The following is a 16,547-nucleotide window of genomic DNA, read 5'->3' as shown; positions in this document are numbered from 1 at the left end:
CCCCGCGGGCCGGGAGACCCCCCCGTTTTTGGGAGGCCCCGCCCCCCCGCGGGCCCCGACGCCGCCCCCGGCCCCCCCCCCCCCCCCCCCCCCCCCCGATCGGTGCGGATCAGGCGAGACCGAGCTCGCCGTGGAACTGAGCGGCCTCGAGGCGCTCCCGCACGGTGGTGAGGAAGCGGGCGGCGTCGGCGCCGTCGACGATGCGGTGGTCGTAGGTCAGCGCCAGGTAGACCATCGACCGGACCGCGATGACCTCGCCGAGGTCCTCGTCCTGGACGACCACCGGACGCTTGACCACCGAGCCGGTGCCGAGGATCGCGACCTGCGGCTGGTTGATGATCGGCGTGTCGAACAGCGCCCCGCGGCTGCCGGTGTTGGTCAGCGTGAACGTGCCGCCACCGAGCTCGTCGGGGGTGACCTTGTTCGTGCGGGTGCGCTCGGCCAGGTCGGCGATCTTGCGCGCCAGCCCGCCGAGGCTGAGGTCACCGGCGTCCCTGATGACCGGCACCAGCAGCCCGCGCTCGGTGTCGACCGCGACGCCGAGGTTCTCGGAGTCGTGGTACGTGACCGTGCCGGCCTCGAGGTCGATCGAGGAGTTCACCGCCGGGTGGGCCTTGAGCGCCTCGACCGCCGCCTTGGCGAAGAAGGGCAGGAAGGAGAGCTTGACGCCCTCGCGGGCCTCGAAGTCCTTCTTCGCCTGGGCGCGCAGTCGGGCGATCGCCGTCACGTCGGCCTCGACGACCGTCGTCAGCTGGGCGCTGACCGCCAGCGACTCCACCATCCGGCGGGCGATGACCGTGCGCAGGCGGGAGAGCTTCTCGGTCCGGCCGCGCAGCGAGGTGTCGGGCATGGCCGCCGGCGAGGGCTTCGGCGCGGTGCGCCCGGCCCCCGCCGAGGCAGCAGCCGGAGCCGCGGCCGGTGCCGGCGCGGAGGCCGCCTCGGCCGCCGCCAGCACGTCCTGCTTGCGGATCCGCCCACCGACGCCGGTGCCCTTGACGGTGGACAGGTCGACGCCGCGCTCGGCGGCGAGGCGGCGCACCAGCGGGGTGACGTAGGTGCCGCCGCCGTCCCCGCCGCCGTCACCGCCACCGGCCTGCGACGCGGGCGCCGACGGGCCCACCGCCTGGGCCGGCGACGGCGCGGAGGTCGGCGACTGCGTGGGCAGGGCGCCGCTGGAGCCGTAGTCCCCACCGGGCTGGGCGGTCGCCGTCGCCGGCTGGGCCGGCTCCGGCGTCGGCTGCTGGGCCGGGGCCTGCTGCTGGGCCGGGGCCTGCTGCTGGGCCGGCGCCTCCTGCTGGGCCGGCGCCTCCTGCTGGGCCGGCGCCTGCTCCTGGGCCGGCTGGGGAGCCGGAGCCGCCGGGGCCCCGCCACCGGCCGCGCCGGTGCCGATGACGGCGAGCTCCGCGCCGACGTCGACGGTCTCGTCCTCGTTGACCGAGATCGACAGCAGGGTGCCGGAGACCGGTGCCGGGATCTCGGTGTCGACCTTGTCCGTGGAGACCTCGAGCAGCGGCTCGTCCGCGGTGACCTCGTCGCCGACGGACTTCAGCCACCGCGTGACGGTGCCCTCGGTGACGCTCTCGCCGAGCGCCGGCATGGTCACCGGCGTGCCCTCGCCGCCACCGGAGCCCCCACCCGACGGCGCCGGGGCGGCCGGTGCCGGCTCCTGCGCCTGCTGGTCGGCGACGTCGACGTCCTGGACCTGCTCGGTCGGCGTCTGCGGCATGTCCGTGGTGTCCTCGGCGGACGCCGGCTCGGAGGCCGGTGCGCCGCCGTCGCCGTCCCCGCCGATGACGGCGAGCTCGGCGCCGACCTCCACGGTCTCGTCCTCGGCGACGAGGATCTTGGTCAGCACCCCGGCTGCGGGCGAGGGGATCTCCGTGTCGACCTTGTCGGTCGACACCTCGAGGAGAGGCTCGTCGGCCTCGACCTGCTCACCCTCCTGCTTCAGCCAGCGGGTGACCGTGCCCTCGGTGACGCTCTCGCCCAGGGCGGGCATGGTGACGGAGGTCGGCATCGGGGCGGGGCTCCTTCTCGGCGCTTCGGGTGGGTGGGGTGGTACGTGGATCAGCCGTGCACGTGCAGGGGCTTGCCGGCCAGCGCCAGGTGCGCCTCGCCGAGGGCCTCGCTCTGGGTCGGGTGCGGGTGGATGAGGCTGGCGACGTCGTCGGCCTCGGCCTCCCAGTTGTAGATGAGCTGCGCCTCGGCGATGAGCTCACCGACGCGGCTGCCCACCATGTGCACGCCGACGACGGGGCCGTCGACGGCCTGGACGAGCTTGACCGCGCCGGCCGTCTTGAGGATCTGGCTGCGGCCGTTGCCGCCGAGGTCGTAGGTGAGGGTCTTGACCTCACCGAAACGCTCCTTGGCCTGGGCCTCGGTGAGGCCCACGGAGGCGACCTCGGGGTCGGAGTAGGTGATGCGCGGGACGCCGGCGTAGTCGATCGGGGCGGGGTTGAGCCCGGCCAGCCGCTCGGCGACGAGGATGCCCTCGGCGAAACCGACGTGGGCCAGCTGCAGGGTGGGGATGAGGTCGCCCACCGCGGAGATGGTGGGGACGTTGGTCCGGCAGTACTCGTCGACCAGCACGTAGCCGCGGTCCATCGCGACCCCGGCCTCCTCGTAGCCCAGGCCCTGGCTCACCGGGCCGCGGCCGACGGCGACGAGCACGAGCTCGGCCTCGAACTCCTTGCCGTTCTGCAGGCTGACCTTGACGCCGTTCTCGGTGGTCTGCACGCCGGAGACCAGGCTGCCCAGGGAGAAGTCGATCTTGCGGCGGCGGAAGGCCCGCTCCAGCAGCTTGGAGGAGGCCTCGTCCTCCAGCGGGACCAGGTGCGGCAGGCCCTCGACGATGGTGACGTCGACGCCGAAGGACTTCCAGGCGCTGGCGAACTCGCAGCCGATGACCCCCCCGCCCAGGATGATCGCCGAGGTGGGTACGCGGTCGAGGTTGAGCGCGTGGTCGCTGGTGATGACCTTGGTGCCGTCGATCTCGATGCCGGGCAGGCTGCGGGCGTACGAGCCGGTGGCGAGCAGGACGTGCTTGCCCTCGTAGCGCTGGCCGCCGACCTCGACGGCGGTGGGGGAGACCAGCCGGCCCTCACCCTCGACGTAGGTGATCTTGCGGCTCTTGATCAGGCCCTGCAGGCCCTTGTGGAGCCGGGAGATCACGCCGTCCTTGTAGCCGTTGACGCCGTCCATGTCGATGCCGGCCAGCGAGGTCTTGACCCCGAACTGCTCACCCTCGCGGGCGGCATCGGCGATCTCGCCGGCGTGCAGCAGGGCCTTGGTGGGGATGCAACCCCGGTGCAGGCAGGTGCCGCCGACCTTGTCCCGCTCGACCAGGACGACGGACATGCCGAGCTCGGCGCCGCGCAGCGCGGCGGCGTAGCCACCCGAGCCACCACCGAGGATGACCAGGTCGGCGGGGGAGGTGGGTGCGCTCACGAGTTCTCCTCGAATGCAGTGGCCCGTCCCGTTCACGCGGGCGGGGGAACGTCCGCGCCCATCCTGCCACTCCGGGAACGCGACGGCCGACAGTGCCGTTCTGGAGCGCGGACGTCGCGGCGCGGCCGTGGCCGGTTCGGACGGGAGCGAGACATGGGGTTCTGGACGCGTCTCCGGCGGGGAGCCCCCGCGGCCGACCGGCGCGGCACCCTCGACCGCGGGGCCGGCAAGGCCGACCTCGCCCACCTGGAGCAGTTCGTCGCGACCCGCCGGGGCGTCGAGGGCTTCGTCGAGCCGCGGACAGCGGTCACCGAGTCCACGATCGTCCTCGTGGCCGCCGACGGCGAGTGGACCCGGCGCCGCATCCACGGACCGGACACCGCGCGGCGGTTGTCCCGCGAGCTGGGGGTGCCCGTCTACGACGCGCAGGTCACCGGGTACCCGCAGCGGATGCGGGACTGGACGGCCCGACGGCGCGCGGACGGGACGGGCTGAGGCGGTCGCGCCCGGCGGGAGGAGCCGGGCACGACCGCCACGTCACTCCGCGATGAGGTCCTCGATGGTGGCCAGCAGCGTCCGCACCGGGACGCCGGTGCCGCCCTTGGGCGTGTAGCCCCACGCGGCCCCCGTGTTGTAGCTCGGCCCGGCGATGTCGATGTGCGCCCACGGCAGGCCGCTCGGCACGAACTCGGCCAGGAAGTGCGCACCGACGAGCATGCCGCCCATCCGGTCGGCGTTGGCGTTGACGAAGTCGGCGACCGGTGAGTCCAGCCCCTTGCGCAGCTCCGCGGGCATCGGCATCGGCCACATCGACTCCCCGCTGCGCCGGCTGGCGGCCACGACGGCGTCCCGCAGGTCGTCGCTGCCCATGACGCCGGCGGTGCGCGAGCCCAGCGCGACCAGCTGGGCGCCGGTGAGGGTGGCGGTCTCCAGCAGGTAGTCGGGGGAGTCCTCCGCGGCACGGGAGATCGCGTCGGCCAGGACGACGCGGCCCTCGGCGTCGGTGTTGGTGATCTCGGCCTTCTTGCCGTTGCGGAAGGTCACCACGTCGGCGGGCCGGTAGGCGGTGCCGCTGGGCAGGTTCTCGGCGATCGGGACGGTGGCGGTCACCTCGACCGGGAGCCCGAGCTCGGCGACCAGGCACACGGTGGCGATCACGGCGGCCGCGCCGGCCATGTCGCTCTTCATGTCCTCCATCTTCAACGCGGGCTTGATGGACAGGCCGCCGCTGTCGAAGGTGATGCCCTTGCCGACCAGCGCGATCCTCTTGCGGGCCTTCTTGCCGCTGTAGGTCAGGCGCAGCAGGCGCGGCTTGCGCACCGAGCCGCCGCCGACGGCGAGGATGCCGCCGTAGCCGCCTGCCGCCAGCGCGTCCTCGTCGAGGACCTCGACGGAGAGTCCGGCGGCCTTGCCCGCGGCGGCGCCGCGGTCGGCGAGCTCGGCCGGGTAGAGGTCGTTGGGCGGGGTGTTCACCAGGTCGCGGACCAGGGTCACCGCGTCGGCCACGGCACGGGCGCGGGCCAGCGCGGCGCGGGCGTCGCCGGCATCGGGGACCACGACGGTGAACTCCCGCGGCGGGGTGGGCCGGTCGGCGGCCAGGCCGGACTTGTAGGCGGTGAACTCGTAGGCGCCCAGCAGGCTGCCCTCGCCGACCGCGTGCAGGCGCGCGGCATCGGGGGTGCCGCCCACGGCGGCCAGCAGGGTCACGACCGAGCCGCGCCCGCCCAGCGCCCGGCTGGCGGCCCCGGCCGCGCAGCGGACCGCCTCGGCGCCGTATCCGCCGGCCGACTCCGGAGCGCCCAGCCCGACGGCCGCGACCACCGCGAAGGGGCCCTGCCCGAGGCTGGCCACCCGGGTGACCTCCTCCTCGCCGCCGCGCGCGCCGAGGTCGGCCAGCGCGGGCAGCAGGCGGCCACCCAGCAGGCGGTCCACGGCCTCCGCGCCGGGCGTGGGCAGGAGGCCGTCGGGGCCCTTGCCGATGCCGACGACGACGGCGTCGGCGGTGAGCTTCTCGAGCGGGCGGTCGGTGGCGGTGATCGTCGGCGGCACCGCTCGATCCTAGAAGGACCCCCTCGCCCCCCACGCCTCGCAGGCTCGGCGCGGGCCCCTGCGAGGAGGCCGCCCGCCATGCCCCCGCCGTCCGCCCGCTCCCGGTGGACCCGCAGGCAGGCCGCCCGGGGCCCGCGACGAGGGCTAGCGTGCCGTCCGTGACCCCGCGGACCTCGCCCCTGCACGAGCGGCACGTCGCGGCCGGCGCGAAGCTGGCCGACTTCGGCGGCTGGACGATGCCGATCGAGTACGCCGGCGGTGGCGTGCTCGCCGAGCACACCGCCGTCCGTACGGGGGTCGGTCTCTTCGACGTCTCCCACCTGGGGACGGTCACCGTGCGCGGGTCGGGTGCCGCGGCGTTCGTCGACTCGTGCCTGACCAACGACCTGTCCCGCATCGGGCCGGGGCAGGCGCAGTACACGATGTGCTGCCTGCCCGACGGCGACCCGCGGGCCGGCGGCGTGGTCGACGACCTCATCGTCTACCTGCACGGCGCCGACGACGTGCTGCTGGTCCCCAACGCCGCCAACGCCGCCGAGGTGGTCGCCCGGCTGACCGACGCGGCGCCGTCCGGGGTGGTCGTCACCGACCGGCACGCCGACGTCGCCGTCCTCGCCGTGCAGGGGCCGCGGTCGGCGCAGGTGCTGTCCTTCCTCGGCCTGCCCGGCGAACTGCCCTACATGTCCTTCGTGACCGGCACCGGGGGCGGGCACACCGAGGTGACCGTATGCCGCACCGGGTACACCGGCGAGCACGGCTACGAACTGCTCGCACCGGCCGAGGAGGCCGGTGAGCTGTGGGACGTGCTGGTCGACATGGGCCGCGACGAGGGGCTGCGGCTGTGCGGCCTCGGCGCCCGCGACACCCTGCGCACCGAGATGGGGTACCCCCTGCACGGGCACGAGCTGTCCCCGGACATCACCCCCACCCAGGCCCGCGCCGGTTGGGCGGTCGGCTGGCGGAAGCCGGCGTTCTGGGGCCGGGAGGCGCTGCTGGCGGAGAAGGAGCGGGGCCCGGCCCGGCAGCTGTGGGGCCTGCGTGCCACCGGCCGGGGCATCCCGCGGCCGGGGATGGCGGTGCTCGACGCCGAGGGGGCCCGCGTCGGGGAGGTCACCAGCGGCACGTTCTCGCCGTCCCTGCGCACGGGGATCGCCCTCGCGCTGCTCGACACCGCGGCGGGGCCGGCGGAGGGCGCCGAGCTCGCCGTCGACGTGCGTGGGCGGCCGCAGACCGTGCAGGTCGTGCGGCCGCCGTTCGTGCCCTCGCACGTGCGCTGAGCGCCGCAGCGCTACCGGTTCTTGCGGGTGGGGTCCTTGTCCTCCTTGGTGGGCTCCGGCTTGTCGGGCAGCGTGTCGGCCACCACGGCGTCGCGCTCACCCATCGGCCGCGGCTCCCCGGAGGTGGTGTCCCGTGCCGTCTGGTGCTCGGCCTCGGCGTTGATCTCGGCGCCGAGCAGCACCAGGTAGCAGGTCAGGTACAGCCACAGCATCAGCACGATGACGCCGGCGATCGCCCCGTAGGTCTCGTTGTAGGACCCGAAGTTGTCGACGTAGAAGCTGAAGCCGATGCTGACCAGCGCCCACACGACGGTGACGACGATCGAGCCGAGGCTGACCCAGCGCAGCTGCGGGGCGTCTCGGTCCGGCGCCACCCGGTAGACGACGGCCAGGCCGCCGGCGAAGACGCCGAGCAGGAGCACCCAGCGCACGACCTGGGCCAGCACCGTGCCGACCACACCGAGGGGGAGGTCCTCCAGGACCGCCGGGACGACGGCGACCAGGGTGATCGTGACCAGCACGAAGACGATCGCACCGAGGGTCAGGGCCAACGACGTCGCGCGCAGCTTGACGAACCCGCGGGTCTCCACCTCGTCGTAGGCGAGGTTCACCGCGGTGATCAGGTTGCCCACGCCCCCGGAGGCGCTCCACAGCGCGGCGAGGATGGAGACGATCAGGCCGACGGTCAGCGCCCCGCCGCTGTTGCTGGTGATCGAGGTCAGCTGCTCGGTGAGGATCTGCTGCGCGCTCTCGGGCAACTGTGCCGAGATCGACTCGATCTGCTCGGTGACCTGCTCCGGGGAGGCGACCAGCCCGTAGATCGAGATGGTCGCGATCAGCGCCGGGAAGATGGCGAGGAAGCCGAAGAAGGCGACGCCGCCGGCGATGATCGGCATGTTGTCGGCCTTGTTCTCCGCCCAGGCCCGCTTGACGACCTGCTTCCAGCCGCGCAGGGGGATCTGCGTGGGGGACTCCGCGGTGACGCCCGGGAGCTGCTGCTCGCTGGGCGACCCGGGTGGCGGGCCGCCGGCGTCGGGGTGCGGACGGCGCTCGGCGGCGGCCTTCGCGGCCGCGCGGCGCGCCGCCTTCTCCTCGACCCGTTCCCGGATCCGGTCGACGGCGCTGTCGTGGTGTCGGGTGCCGGACACGTCAGTCGCCCGGCCAGCTGCCGGTCAGCTTGGTGAAGCCGCGGGCGCCGAGCCGGTCGATGGTGGCCTTCGTGGCGGCGAAGATGGCGCCCTGCAGAGCGGCGGAGATGACCACCTGGGACATCGGGTACTCGCTCTGCAGCGCGTCCGGGGCGTCGTCCCGCCTGGCCACCCACTTCCACACCTGTTTGAAGATCGCGCCGGACACGGTGCCGGCGAGGACGCCGCCGATCAGGCCGATCGGCCGGTAGGCGAGCTTGGCTCCCTTGCTGCTCACTTCGTCCTCCTCGCGGCCCGCCGGGCCTTCTGCGCGGACTTCCGTGCCGATGTGCGGGCGGTTCTCCCGGTGGCCGCCCGGCGGGCGGTCAGCGCCCTGGCGGCCTGCTTCGCCTCCCGCCTCGCAGCCCGCCTCGCCACCCGGCGGTCCCTGGTCCGGCGGCGCCAGACCAGCAGGCCGAGGAGCGCGGCGAGACCCGCGCCGGCGCCCACGACGGCGGGCGGGCTCTCGCGGTAGGTCTCGACGGCGGTGTCCCGGGCCCGGAACGCGCTCTCCTTGGCGCGGGCCGGGACGTCGAGCCGGTGCGACAGTTCGTCGACGGTGCGGCTGAGCTGCTCGCGGGTGGCCTCGATCTCTGCCTTGATCGCGTCGGGGTCCTTCGGCGCGCCGTCCCCGGCCGGGCCTGCGCTGCGCGGGGTGCTCACCGGCGTGCACTCTCCCTCACGGTCGCGATGTCGGTCCGGGTGCTGGCGATCGCCTCGGTGGGCACCGGCGGCGTGCCCTTCTGCACGTCCTTCTTGCCGACCAGGGCCAGCACCCCGGCGACCACGAAGAGCACGACGGTGACCACGAGGGCGGCCGCCCAGGTCGGCAGCGCGAGGTCCAGCAGCAGGATCGCGGTGGTGACGAGCGCAGCCAGGCCGAAGAACGCGACCAGCCCGGCGCCGCCGAACAGGCCGGCACCGACACCCAGCCGCTTGGCCTTCTGCGTCATCTCGGCCTGGGCCAGCCGGGCCTCGTCGCGGACCAGCTTCGAGATCTGCTCGGTCAGCTGGCCGATCAGCTGCCCGGTGGAGGCGTCCTCCGGTGCGGGGGGCGGTGCGGGGGCTCGGCTCGCGCCCGCGGTGGGGTGGGTCATCGGTCCTCCGGTCCGGGAAGGGACGGTCGATGACCTGACATGCCCGCGATGATCGATCGGGTAACCAGGGGCAGGTCACACTCCGGGCACGGCCGCGCCGGCCACTAGCCTCGCCGCCATGAGCTGGTACTGGCGGCTGGAGGACCCCTCGGGGGCGGAGGTGGACCCGGCGTCGGTCGGCGTCGAGGTCCCGGAGACGGACAACCAGGGCGACGCCGAGTCGTGGCTGGGCGAGCACTGGCGGGTGCTGCTCGAACGCGGGGTGGCCACGGTGACACTCTTCGACGGCGACGACGAGGTCTACGGCCCGATGGGGCTCGCCGCCACCTGAGCCCGCCCGCGAGGGGCGGCCGGGCGGGCCCAGGGAGCGGCGGTCGGGGTCCTCCTCAGCCGCGGGAGGTCTTGCCCGGGTCGCGCTCCACGACGTCGCCGAGGACCTCGTCGATCCGCTTCAGGACGTCGCCGTCGAGGGTCACGCCGGCGGCCTGCACGTTGTCCTGCACCTGCTCGGGTCGGCTGGCGCCGATGATCGCCGCGGCGACGTTGCGGTTCTGGAGCACCCACGCCACGGCGAGCTGCGCCATCGACAGGCCGAGGTCCGCGGCGATCGGCCGCAGCTCCTGGACCCGCGTGAGGACGTCGTCGCGCAGGAACCGCTGCATCGACCCCCCGACCTCGGCGTGCCCGCCCCGGCTGTCCGGCGGGGGCTGCTGCCCGGGCAGGTACTTGCCGGTCAGGACGCCCTGCGCGAGCGGCGACCACACGATCTGGGACAGCCCCTCCTTCTCGGAGGTGGGGACGACCTCGTCCTCGATGACCCGCCACAGCATCGAGTACTGCGGCTGGTTGCTTATCAGCTGGACGCCGAGGTCCCGGGCGAGGGCAGCACCGGCGGCGATCTCGTCGGCCCGCCACTCGGAGACGCCGATGTAGAGCACCTTGCCGGCCCGCACGAGGTCGGCGAAGGCGGTCATCGTCTCCTCGAGCGGGACGGTCGGGTCGTAGCGGTGCGCCTGGTAGAGGTCGACGTAGTCGGTCTGCAGCCGCCGCAGCGAGGCGTGGCAGCTCTCGGTGATGTGCTTGCGGGACAGCCCCCGGTCGTTGTGCCCCGGGCCGGTCGGCCAGTAGACCTTGGTGAAGACCTCGAGCCCCTCGCGGCGCTGACCGGCCAGGGCGCGACCCAGCACGGACTCGGCGCGGGTGCCGGCGTAGACGTCGGCGGTGTCGAAGGTCGTGATGCCGGCGTCGAGGGCGGCCCGCACGCAGGCGTGCGCGGCGTCCTCCTCGACCTGGCTGCCGTGCGTGAGCCAGTTGCCGTAGGCGATCGCGGAGATGGTGAGGCCGGAGCGGCCCAGTCGTCGGGATTCCACGGGCGCCGACGCTATAAGGACCCCGTCCGCCTCGCGCCTCGCCCGCTCGGCGCGGGCCCCTGGACGGGCCTCCGGACCGCCGCGTGGAGGGGGCCTGCAGGCCCCCCGCGTGGAGGAGGCCGTCAGACCTCCGCGCCCAGTGCCACCTCGGGCTTGGGGAACCGCCACCGGCGGACCATGGTCGAGCGGCTGATGCCGTACCAGACCAGGCCGCGCATCCTGTGGTCCTGCCCCGGGAAGCGCTCGAGCACCTTGCGCTTGATGCGCCGGCCCAGGAACACCGAGTCGGCGATGATCACCAGGAAGAACAGGAACCAGAGGAAGACGGTGTAGCTCTGCACCGCCGGGCTGGGGATGAAGTAGCCGACCAGCACGAGGGCCGCCACGACGAGGAAGAAGCTGCCGGCGTTGCGCCGCGCGTCCACCACGTCCCGCACCAGCTTGCGCACCGGGCCACGGTCGCGAGCCGGCAGGTAGCTGTCGTCGCCCGCCAGGGCCCCGGCGCGGGCGGCGCCGCGCGTGGTCGCCTGCTGCTCCCGCATCCGGCGGTAGGCCTCCTTGCGGGTGGTCGGAGGCGGCGGGGGAGGACCGGGACGGCGGCCCTGGGCCTCGCTCCGCTTGGGGGTGGGCCGGCCCTTGCCGCCCGCCTTCACCAGCTGCGCGGTCAGGTCGGCGTCGGTGGCGGGGGCGGCCTCGGCGCGGTCGCGGCGCCCGGGCAGACGGAACTTCACGGCAGCGAGTCTACGTGTGACCTGGACCGTTCCCGGCCTCTGCGCGGCCGTCGGCCGTACAGTGGAAGAGGACCCGCTCCGGCGGTGTTGGCCTGGAACAGGACGTGCCGCTCCGGGCACCCTCGAACGTGGGAGGACTACAGACATGACGGTGCAGGACACCGCAGCAACCGGCGTCGTCCTCAGCGAGCCTGCTGCCGCGAAGGTGAAGGCGCTGCTGGACCAGGAAGGCCGCGACGACCTCCGGCTGCGCATCGCCGTCCAGCCCGGCGGCTGCTCCGGCCTCCGCTACCAGCTCTTCTTCGACGAGCGGTTCCTCGACGGCGACCAGACCTTCGAGTTCGGTGGGGTCGAGGTCATCGTCGACCGCATGAGCACCCCCTACCTCGGCGGCGCGGTGATCGACTTCGTCGACACCATCGAGAAGCAGGGCTTCACGATCGACAACCCGAACGCGCAGGGTTCCTGCGCCTGCGGCGACTCGTTCCACTGAGCACACCGCGGTCCTCCGGACCGCACCGCGGCCAGGTGTCGTCGCCGCTGCGTCGAGCCGCACCGTGGCACCGGGCCGGAACCCCCCGGGCCCCGGCGTCGCGGCGCCACCGCTCGCAGCAGCGGCGCACCTGACCGACACGCACGAAGGCCCGGCCCCCGAGGGGGCCGGGCCTTCGTGCTGTGCGCGTCCCTACAGCGTGACCGGGTAGACGGTCTCGGGGATCTCGGGGCGGATCCGCTCCTCCACGAAGATGCCGTGCCAGACCATGAAGACCAGCACCTCCCACACCTGGCGGGCGATCCGCTTGCTGGGCACCTCGGCCCCGCGCAGCCGGTCGAGCAGGTCCAGCACGTGGCCGCGGTCGAGCCACTCGTCGGTCTGGCTGTCGGTGACGATGTCGCGGGCCCACTGGTGCAGCGGGCCGGCGAGGAAGTCCGCCGTCGGCACGGGGAAGCCCAGCTTGCGCCGGTGCAGGATCGACGGCGGCACGATCTGCTCCATCGCCCGCCGCAGTGCGTACTTCGTGGCGTCGCTGCCCCGGGGGACCCGCTGGTCGAGCGGGATGGTGCTGGCCAGGGCGAAGACCTCGGGGTCCAGGAAGGGCACCCGGAGCTCCAGGGAGTTGGCCATGGTCACCTTGTCGGCCTTGACCAGGATGTCCCCGCGCAGCCATGTGAAGAGGTCGACGTACTGCATGGCCGTGACGTCGTCGTAGCCGGCCTCGCGGGTCTGGCGGTAGAGGCTCTCGGTCACGGTGACGTGCGACAGGTCGGGGTCGTGGCCCCGCATCAGCTGCGCCAGTTCCGGCCCGGAGAAGTTGCGGGCGTTGCCGTAGTAGCGCTCCTCGAGCGGGATCGACGCCCGGCGCAGGAGGTCCTTGCCACGCATCCCCTCGGGCAGCCGCTCCGACAGCGCCGCCATCGCCCGCTTGCCGAACCGGGGGACCCGCTCGGCCCAGGCCAGGCTCAGCGGCTCGCGGTAGATGGTGTAGCCCCCGAACAGCTCGTCGGCCCCCTCGCCGGACAGCACGACCTTGACGTGCTTGCGGGCCTCGCGGGCCACGAAGTACAGCGGCACCAGCGCGGGGTCGGCGACCGGGTCGTCCAGGTACCAGACCACCTCGGGGATCACCTCGGCGAACTGCTCCGCGGTGATCTCCACCGGCACGTGCCGGACGCCGAGGGTCCGTGCGGACTCCGCGGCGATGTCCACCTCGGAGGTCGACTCCCGCTGGAAGCCGACCGTGAAGGTCATGAGGTCGGGGTTGTACCGGTGGGCGAGCGCGGCGATGGCGGTGGAGTCGATGCCGCTGGAGAGGAACGAGCCGACGGTGACGTCGGCGCGCATGTGCTTGGCCACCGACTCGTCGAGCGCCGCCGCGATCCGGTCGTAGAGCTCCTGCTCCCGGCCCGTCGCCACCGGCTGCGGCCGGAAGGTGGGGTGGAAGTAGCGGCTGGTGTGCAGCTCCCCGTCCACGACGGTGAAGCTGGTGCCGCTCTCGATGCGGCGGATGCCCCGGTGCAGCGTCGCCGGCTCGGGGACGTACTGCAGCGTCAGGTAGTGCTGCAGGGACGCGGGGTCGACACCGCCGGCGGCCGCGCTGCCGCCGAGCATCTCGAGCACGGCCTTCTTCTCGGAGCTGAAGACCAGGCCGCCGTCGGCCAGCCGGGCGGTGAACAGCGGCTTGATGCCGAACGGGTCACGGGCGCCGAACGCCGTCCGGGTCCGGGTGTCCCAGATGACGAAGGCGAACATCCCGCGCAGCTTGCGGACGACGTCCTGACCCCACAGGTGGTAGCCGGCGACGATCGTCTCGGTGTCGCCGTGCGTGGTCAGCTCCGCGCCGGCGGCGGCCAGCTCCTCGCGCAGCTCCAGGTAGTTGTAGATCTCCCCGTTGAACAGGATCCGGTAGCGGCCGCCGGCGTAGGGGAGGGGCTGGGGACTGCCCTCGACGTCGATGATGGACAACCGGTTGAAGCCAAGGACGACCCGGGAGTCCGCCCAGACGGCGGTGTCGTCGGGCCCGCGGTGGTGCAGGCAGTGCAGGGCCTCCTGCACGTCCGAGACGTGGGAGTCGCCGACCCGGTCGGCGTCGGTGGACAGGTATGCCAGCAGGCCGCACATGAGGCGCAGGTCTCCGGGGGGTCGGCTCGAGTCCCGGCCGTCACGGCCGGGGACGGGGTCAGACGCGCTCGCCGGCGCGGGTCTTGCGGGTGGCGATCCGCTCGGCGACGAAGGACAGGATCGGGACGGTGCCCGCGAGCAGCACGAGGACGGAGCCCCTGAGGGTCCACCGCGCGCGCAGCGCGAGGTCGCAGGCGACCAGGAAGAAGATGAAGTAGAGCCAGCCGTGCAGGGTGCCGATGACGGCGACCGGCTGGTCCATGTCGGCGGCGTACTTCAGCGGGACGGCGACCAGGATCAGCGCGATCAGCAGCACGCCCACGATCCATGCCATGACCCGGTAGCGCACCAGCGCGGCGGGCACGTTCTGCCCCACACGGCGCGCGAGAGCCCGGGGGAGGGCGCTGGTGCCTCCGGTCCGTTCAGCGGCCACGGTCGCTCCGCTGGCCCAGCGCCTTCTCGTTGAGCTCGGCCAGGTAGGCGTTGTAGGCGGCCAGCTCCGGGTCGCCGGTGGTGTCGATGCGCGGCCGCTGGTAGAGGACGATGTCGACGCCCGGCTCGTCGGCGTCGGGGTCGCGGTTCAGCTCCTCGCGGCACATGCGCACGTAGAACCACAGGCCCATGAGCCCGTACAGCGGCCACTGCAGCGCGTAGCTCCAGTTGACCGCGCCGCCTCCGGCCTCGGCCTTGGTCAGCTGCCAGTAGCCCAGGAAGAACGTGGCGACGAACAGTGCCGCCACCAGCAGGTGCATGAGCACCCACTTGGGGGTCAGCAACCGGGTGTACACGGCTCCGACTGTAACCGGCGTGCCCGCGTCGCCGGGGTCACCGGTGAGGGGGCTCACCTCGGAGGCGGGCTCCCACGGGGGCACGGGCGCGACCCGCCGCGAGTCCGTCTCCGGTGGTCGGCCGCCATGCGGGGTCGGCTAGTCTCGCCCCAGACTGTGGTCGGCACAGCAGCCGTCCGCCGAACCGGTGGACGGCGCGCCGGGAACGACCGTCCGGGAGGTCCGGGCGGAGGACGAGGAGGCAGCGAGCAGTGGCTCGAGGCAGCAGGCTCGCGCGGGTCGCCGCGCTCGGTCTCCTGGGGGTGGTCACCCTCACCGGGTGCACGCCCAACAACGAGTTCTGGCGCTGGGGGTGGCCCGACGGGATCACCGACGAGGCCTACGCGATGCGGGACCTGTGGATCTGGTCGGTCATCGCGGCGCTGATCGTCGGCATCGGCGTCTGGGGCCTGATCCTGTGGTCGGTGGTCCGGCACCGGAAGCGCTCCGACGAGCTGCCCAAGCAGACGGCGTACAACCTGCCACTGGAGATCGTCTACACGATCATCCCGTTCCTCATCATCGCCGGCCTGTTCTTCTTCACCGTGGTGACGCAGAACAAGGTCATGGAGCGCAGCGAGGACCCCGACACCACCATCGCGGTCAACGCGTTCAAGTGGAACTGGCAGTTCGTCTACCCCGAGACCACGGGCGCCGACGGCGAGCCGGTGAGCACCGTGGGCAACAGCGCGGAGATCCCGATCCTCGTGGTCCCGACCGACCAGACGGTGCGGTTCGAGGTGGCCTCGGCCGACGTCATCCACTCGTTCTGGGTGCCCGAGTTCCTCTTCAAGCTCGACGTCATCCCCGGCAACGAGAACGGCCGGGACAACGTCTTCGAGGTGACCGTCCGCGAGGAGGGTGCCTTCGTCGGTCGCTGCGCCGAGCTGTGCGGCACCTACCACGCGTACATGAACTTCGAGCTCCGGGCCGTGACCGCCGACGACTACGACGCCTACCTGGCGGCCCGCGAGTCGGGTCTGAGCACGTTCGACGCCCTGGAGAGCATCGGTCAGCCCGGTGAGGCGCAGACCACGTCGGCGTGGGACCTCGTCGACGACGCGCAGCGGGCCGATGGCTGACATGCGGCTCCACCGGGTCTCCACCACGCAGCAGGAGGGACGGCCGTGAAGGTCGAAGCGCTCATCTTCAACGTCATCGGTGTCTTCTGCATCGCGATGGCGATCGTCTACGGGGTGTGGTCCCGGGAGCCGATCGGCACGACGGCTCTGGTGCTCTCCGGTGGACTCACGTTCCTGATCGGCGGGTTCTTCTGGTTCGTCTCCCGCCGGATCGACGCGCGCCCGGAGGACCGCAAGGACGCCGACATCGCCGACGGCGCCGGCGAACTGGGCTTCTTCAGCCCGGGTAGCTACTGGCCGTTCGCGATCGCACTCTCCGCGGCGCTCATGGGTGTCGCCCTGGCGTTCTTCTACCCGTGGCTGATCATCCTCGCCGGGGCGGCCCTGCTGATCACCATCGGTGGGCTGCTGTTCGAGTACTACGTCGGGCAGAACGCGCAGAGCTGAGTCCTCCCGGCTCACCGACGAGGGCCCCTCCCCGCATCCGCGGGGAGGGGCCCTCGTCGTCGGTGGACGCCGAACGGCTGCCGGAGAACGCGCACGGTCCCGGAGTCGGGCGGTCGTGGACGGCGCACCGTCGCCCGGCTGCGGTACCGGTCGCCGTCCCTGCCCGGCACAGCACGATCAGGCCACGGAGCGACGCCTGCCGCCGGTGCGGCCCCGGCGGCGCTGTGACGACGGTGCGGTCGAGAGACACCCCTCGCGGCAGCGTCGCGCCCGCACGGCGTGTCCGGGGGCCACCGAGGCCACCCACCGCAGACGTCACCGCACCTGGGCCGGCACCGCCGGCTCGGCGGGAGCAGCGGCTCGGGGCATCGGCCCGCGGCGTCCGCCTGAGCACCGGCCGGGGCTCCGGCGTG

18 protein-coding genes are annotated in these 16,547 nt (G+C 73.3%); 6 read left to right on the top strand and 12 right to left on the bottom strand.

Annotated features, from left to right (window positions below):
* Window positions 1-109 precede the first annotated feature (109 nt).
* Both sucB and lpdA read right to left on the bottom strand, forming a co-directional pair.
* Window positions 110-2,017 (bottom strand): 2-oxoglutarate dehydrogenase, E2 component, dihydrolipoamide succinyltransferase, encoded by a 1,908-nt coding sequence (gene sucB, locus ACI78V_RS15655; RefSeq protein ID WP_456852307.1) that lies wholly within the window; start codon window positions 2,015-2,017, stop codon window positions 110-112.
* Window positions 2,018-2,067: 50 nt separating this feature from the next.
* Window positions 2,068-3,447, bottom strand: coding sequence for a dihydrolipoyl dehydrogenase (gene lpdA, locus ACI78V_RS15650; protein ID WP_456852306.1), 1,380 nt, complete (start codon window positions 3,445-3,447; stop codon window positions 2,068-2,070).
* A gap of 153 nt (window positions 3,448-3,600) precedes the next feature.
* Between lpdA and ACI78V_RS15645 the strand changes: the two genes are divergently transcribed.
* A complete protein-coding gene (locus ACI78V_RS15645; RefSeq protein ID WP_456852304.1) occupies window positions 3,601-3,942 on the top strand; it encodes an oxidoreductase in 342 nt (113 codons plus the stop codon).
* Window positions 3,943-3,984: 42 nt separating this feature from the next.
* Here the strand turns inward: ACI78V_RS15645 and ACI78V_RS15640 are convergent, their stop codons facing one another.
* On the bottom strand, window positions 3,985-5,496 hold the full coding sequence (locus ACI78V_RS15640; RefSeq protein WP_456852303.1) for a leucyl aminopeptidase: 1,512 nt from the start codon (window positions 5,494-5,496) through the stop codon (window positions 3,985-3,987).
* 158 nt (window positions 5,497-5,654) lie between these two features.
* Between ACI78V_RS15640 and gcvT the strand changes: the two genes are divergently transcribed.
* Window positions 5,655-6,773 (top strand): glycine cleavage system aminomethyltransferase GcvT, encoded by a 1,119-nt coding sequence (gene gcvT, locus ACI78V_RS15635; protein ID WP_456852302.1) that lies wholly within the window; start codon window positions 5,655-5,657, stop codon window positions 6,771-6,773.
* Between the two features lie 11 nt (window positions 6,774-6,784).
* Here gcvT and ACI78V_RS15630 read toward each other — a convergent pair whose 3' ends face one another.
* The 4 genes from ACI78V_RS15630 to ACI78V_RS15615 are packed head-to-tail and all read right to left on the bottom strand — an operon-like array spanning window position 6,785 to window position 9,057.
* The gene (locus tag ACI78V_RS15630) at window positions 6,785-7,921 is read right to left on the bottom strand and encodes a YihY/virulence factor BrkB family protein (protein ID WP_456852300.1); all 1,137 of its coding nucleotides are present in this window, start codon (window positions 7,919-7,921) and stop codon (window positions 6,785-6,787) included.
* 1 nt (window position 7,922) lies between these two features.
* On the bottom strand, window positions 7,923-8,198 hold the full coding sequence (locus ACI78V_RS15625) for a DUF4235 domain-containing protein (protein WP_456852299.1): 276 nt from the start codon (window positions 8,196-8,198) through the stop codon (window positions 7,923-7,925).
* Window positions 8,195-8,623 carry a DUF3618 domain-containing protein gene (locus ACI78V_RS15620; RefSeq protein ID WP_456852297.1) on the bottom strand — a complete coding sequence of 143 codons (429 nt, stop codon included), beginning with the start codon at window positions 8,621-8,623 and terminating at the stop codon, window positions 8,195-8,197. Before ACI78V_RS15620 ends, ACI78V_RS15625 begins: the two co-directional genes overlap by 4 nt.
* Entirely contained in the window at window positions 8,620-9,057 is a 438-nt protein-coding gene (locus ACI78V_RS15615) for a phage holin family protein (RefSeq protein ID WP_456852296.1), read from the bottom strand. The genes ACI78V_RS15620 and ACI78V_RS15615 overlap by 4 nt, the downstream gene beginning before the upstream one ends.
* A 118-nt stretch (window positions 9,058-9,175) precedes the next feature.
* Here ACI78V_RS15615 and ACI78V_RS15610 point away from each other — a divergent pair, with 118 nt between their 5' ends.
* Window positions 9,176-9,388, top strand: coding sequence for a hypothetical protein (locus ACI78V_RS15610; RefSeq protein WP_456852295.1), 213 nt, complete (start codon window positions 9,176-9,178; stop codon window positions 9,386-9,388).
* A 55-nt stretch (window positions 9,389-9,443) separates the two neighbouring features.
* Here ACI78V_RS15610 and ACI78V_RS15605 read toward each other — a convergent pair whose 3' ends face one another.
* On the bottom strand, window positions 9,444-10,427 hold the full coding sequence (locus tag ACI78V_RS15605; RefSeq protein ID WP_456852294.1) for an aldo/keto reductase family protein: 984 nt from the start codon (window positions 10,425-10,427) through the stop codon (window positions 9,444-9,446).
* 122 nt (window positions 10,428-10,549) lie between these two features.
* Window positions 10,550-11,158 (bottom strand): DUF3043 domain-containing protein, encoded by a 609-nt coding sequence (locus ACI78V_RS15600; protein WP_456852292.1) that lies wholly within the window; start codon window positions 11,156-11,158, stop codon window positions 10,550-10,552.
* Between the two features lie 145 nt (window positions 11,159-11,303).
* On the opposite strand from ACI78V_RS15600, the gene ACI78V_RS15595 reads away from it, so the two are divergent.
* Window positions 11,304-11,651 (top strand): HesB/IscA family protein, encoded by a 348-nt coding sequence (locus tag ACI78V_RS15595; RefSeq protein ID WP_456852290.1) that lies wholly within the window; start codon window positions 11,304-11,306, stop codon window positions 11,649-11,651.
* Window positions 11,652-11,843: 192 nt separating this feature from the next.
* Here the strand turns inward: ACI78V_RS15595 and asnB are convergent, their stop codons facing one another.
* The 3 genes from asnB to ACI78V_RS15580 are packed head-to-tail and all read right to left on the bottom strand — an operon-like array spanning window position 11,844 to window position 14,566.
* The gene (asnB, locus tag ACI78V_RS15590; protein WP_456852288.1) at window positions 11,844-13,778 is read right to left on the bottom strand and encodes an asparagine synthase (glutamine-hydrolyzing); all 1,935 of its coding nucleotides are present in this window, start codon (window positions 13,776-13,778) and stop codon (window positions 11,844-11,846) included.
* 58 nt (window positions 13,779-13,836) lie between these two features.
* Window positions 13,837-14,211: a DUF3817 domain-containing protein gene (locus tag ACI78V_RS15585; protein ID WP_456852286.1), complete on the bottom strand. Its 375-nt coding sequence runs from the start codon at window positions 14,209-14,211 to the stop codon at window positions 13,837-13,839.
* Complete coding sequence (locus ACI78V_RS15580) at window positions 14,201-14,566, bottom strand: metalloprotease (protein WP_456852285.1); 366 nt, start codon at window positions 14,564-14,566, stop codon at window positions 14,201-14,203. Before ACI78V_RS15580 ends, ACI78V_RS15585 begins: the two co-directional genes overlap by 11 nt.
* A 251-nt stretch (window positions 14,567-14,817) precedes the next feature.
* Between ACI78V_RS15580 and ctaC the strand changes: the two genes are divergently transcribed.
* The gene (gene ctaC / locus ACI78V_RS15575) at window positions 14,818-15,687 is read left to right on the top strand and encodes an aa3-type cytochrome oxidase subunit II (RefSeq protein ID WP_456852283.1); all 870 of its coding nucleotides are present in this window, start codon (window positions 14,818-14,820) and stop codon (window positions 15,685-15,687) included.
* Window positions 15,688-15,732: 45 nt separating this feature from the next.
* Window positions 15,733-16,134: a cytochrome c oxidase subunit 4 gene (locus ACI78V_RS15570; protein ID WP_456852281.1), complete on the top strand. Its 402-nt coding sequence runs from the start codon at window positions 15,733-15,735 to the stop codon at window positions 16,132-16,134.
* Window positions 16,135-16,547: the final 413 nt, after the last annotated feature.

Source organism: Geodermatophilus sp. SYSU D00742, assembly GCF_054049935.1.
This window is presented reverse-complemented; position numbering and strand designations above follow the sequence as displayed.

What these genes read in the sequence shown, in the direction of transcription:
- sucB (WP_456852307.1), bottom strand. Translation starts at nt 2,017, where the DNA reads ATGCCGACCTCCGTCACCATGCCCGCCCTGGGCGAGAGCGTCACCGAG.
- ACI78V_RS15645 (WP_456852304.1), top strand. Translation starts at nt 3,601, where the DNA reads ATGGGGTTCTGGACGCGTCTCCGGCGGGGAGCCCCCGCGGCCGACCGG.
- ACI78V_RS15615 (WP_456852296.1), bottom strand. Translation starts at nt 9,057, where the DNA reads ATGACCCACCCCACCGCGGGCGCGAGCCGAGCCCCCGCACCGCCCCCC.
- ACI78V_RS15610 (WP_456852295.1), top strand. Translation starts at nt 9,176, where the DNA reads ATGAGCTGGTACTGGCGGCTGGAGGACCCCTCGGGGGCGGAGGTGGAC.
- ACI78V_RS15595 (WP_456852290.1), top strand. Translation starts at nt 11,304, where the DNA reads ATGACGGTGCAGGACACCGCAGCAACCGGCGTCGTCCTCAGCGAGCCT.
- asnB (WP_456852288.1), bottom strand. Translation starts at nt 13,778, where the DNA reads ATGTGCGGCCTGCTGGCATACCTGTCCACCGACGCCGACCGGGTCGGC.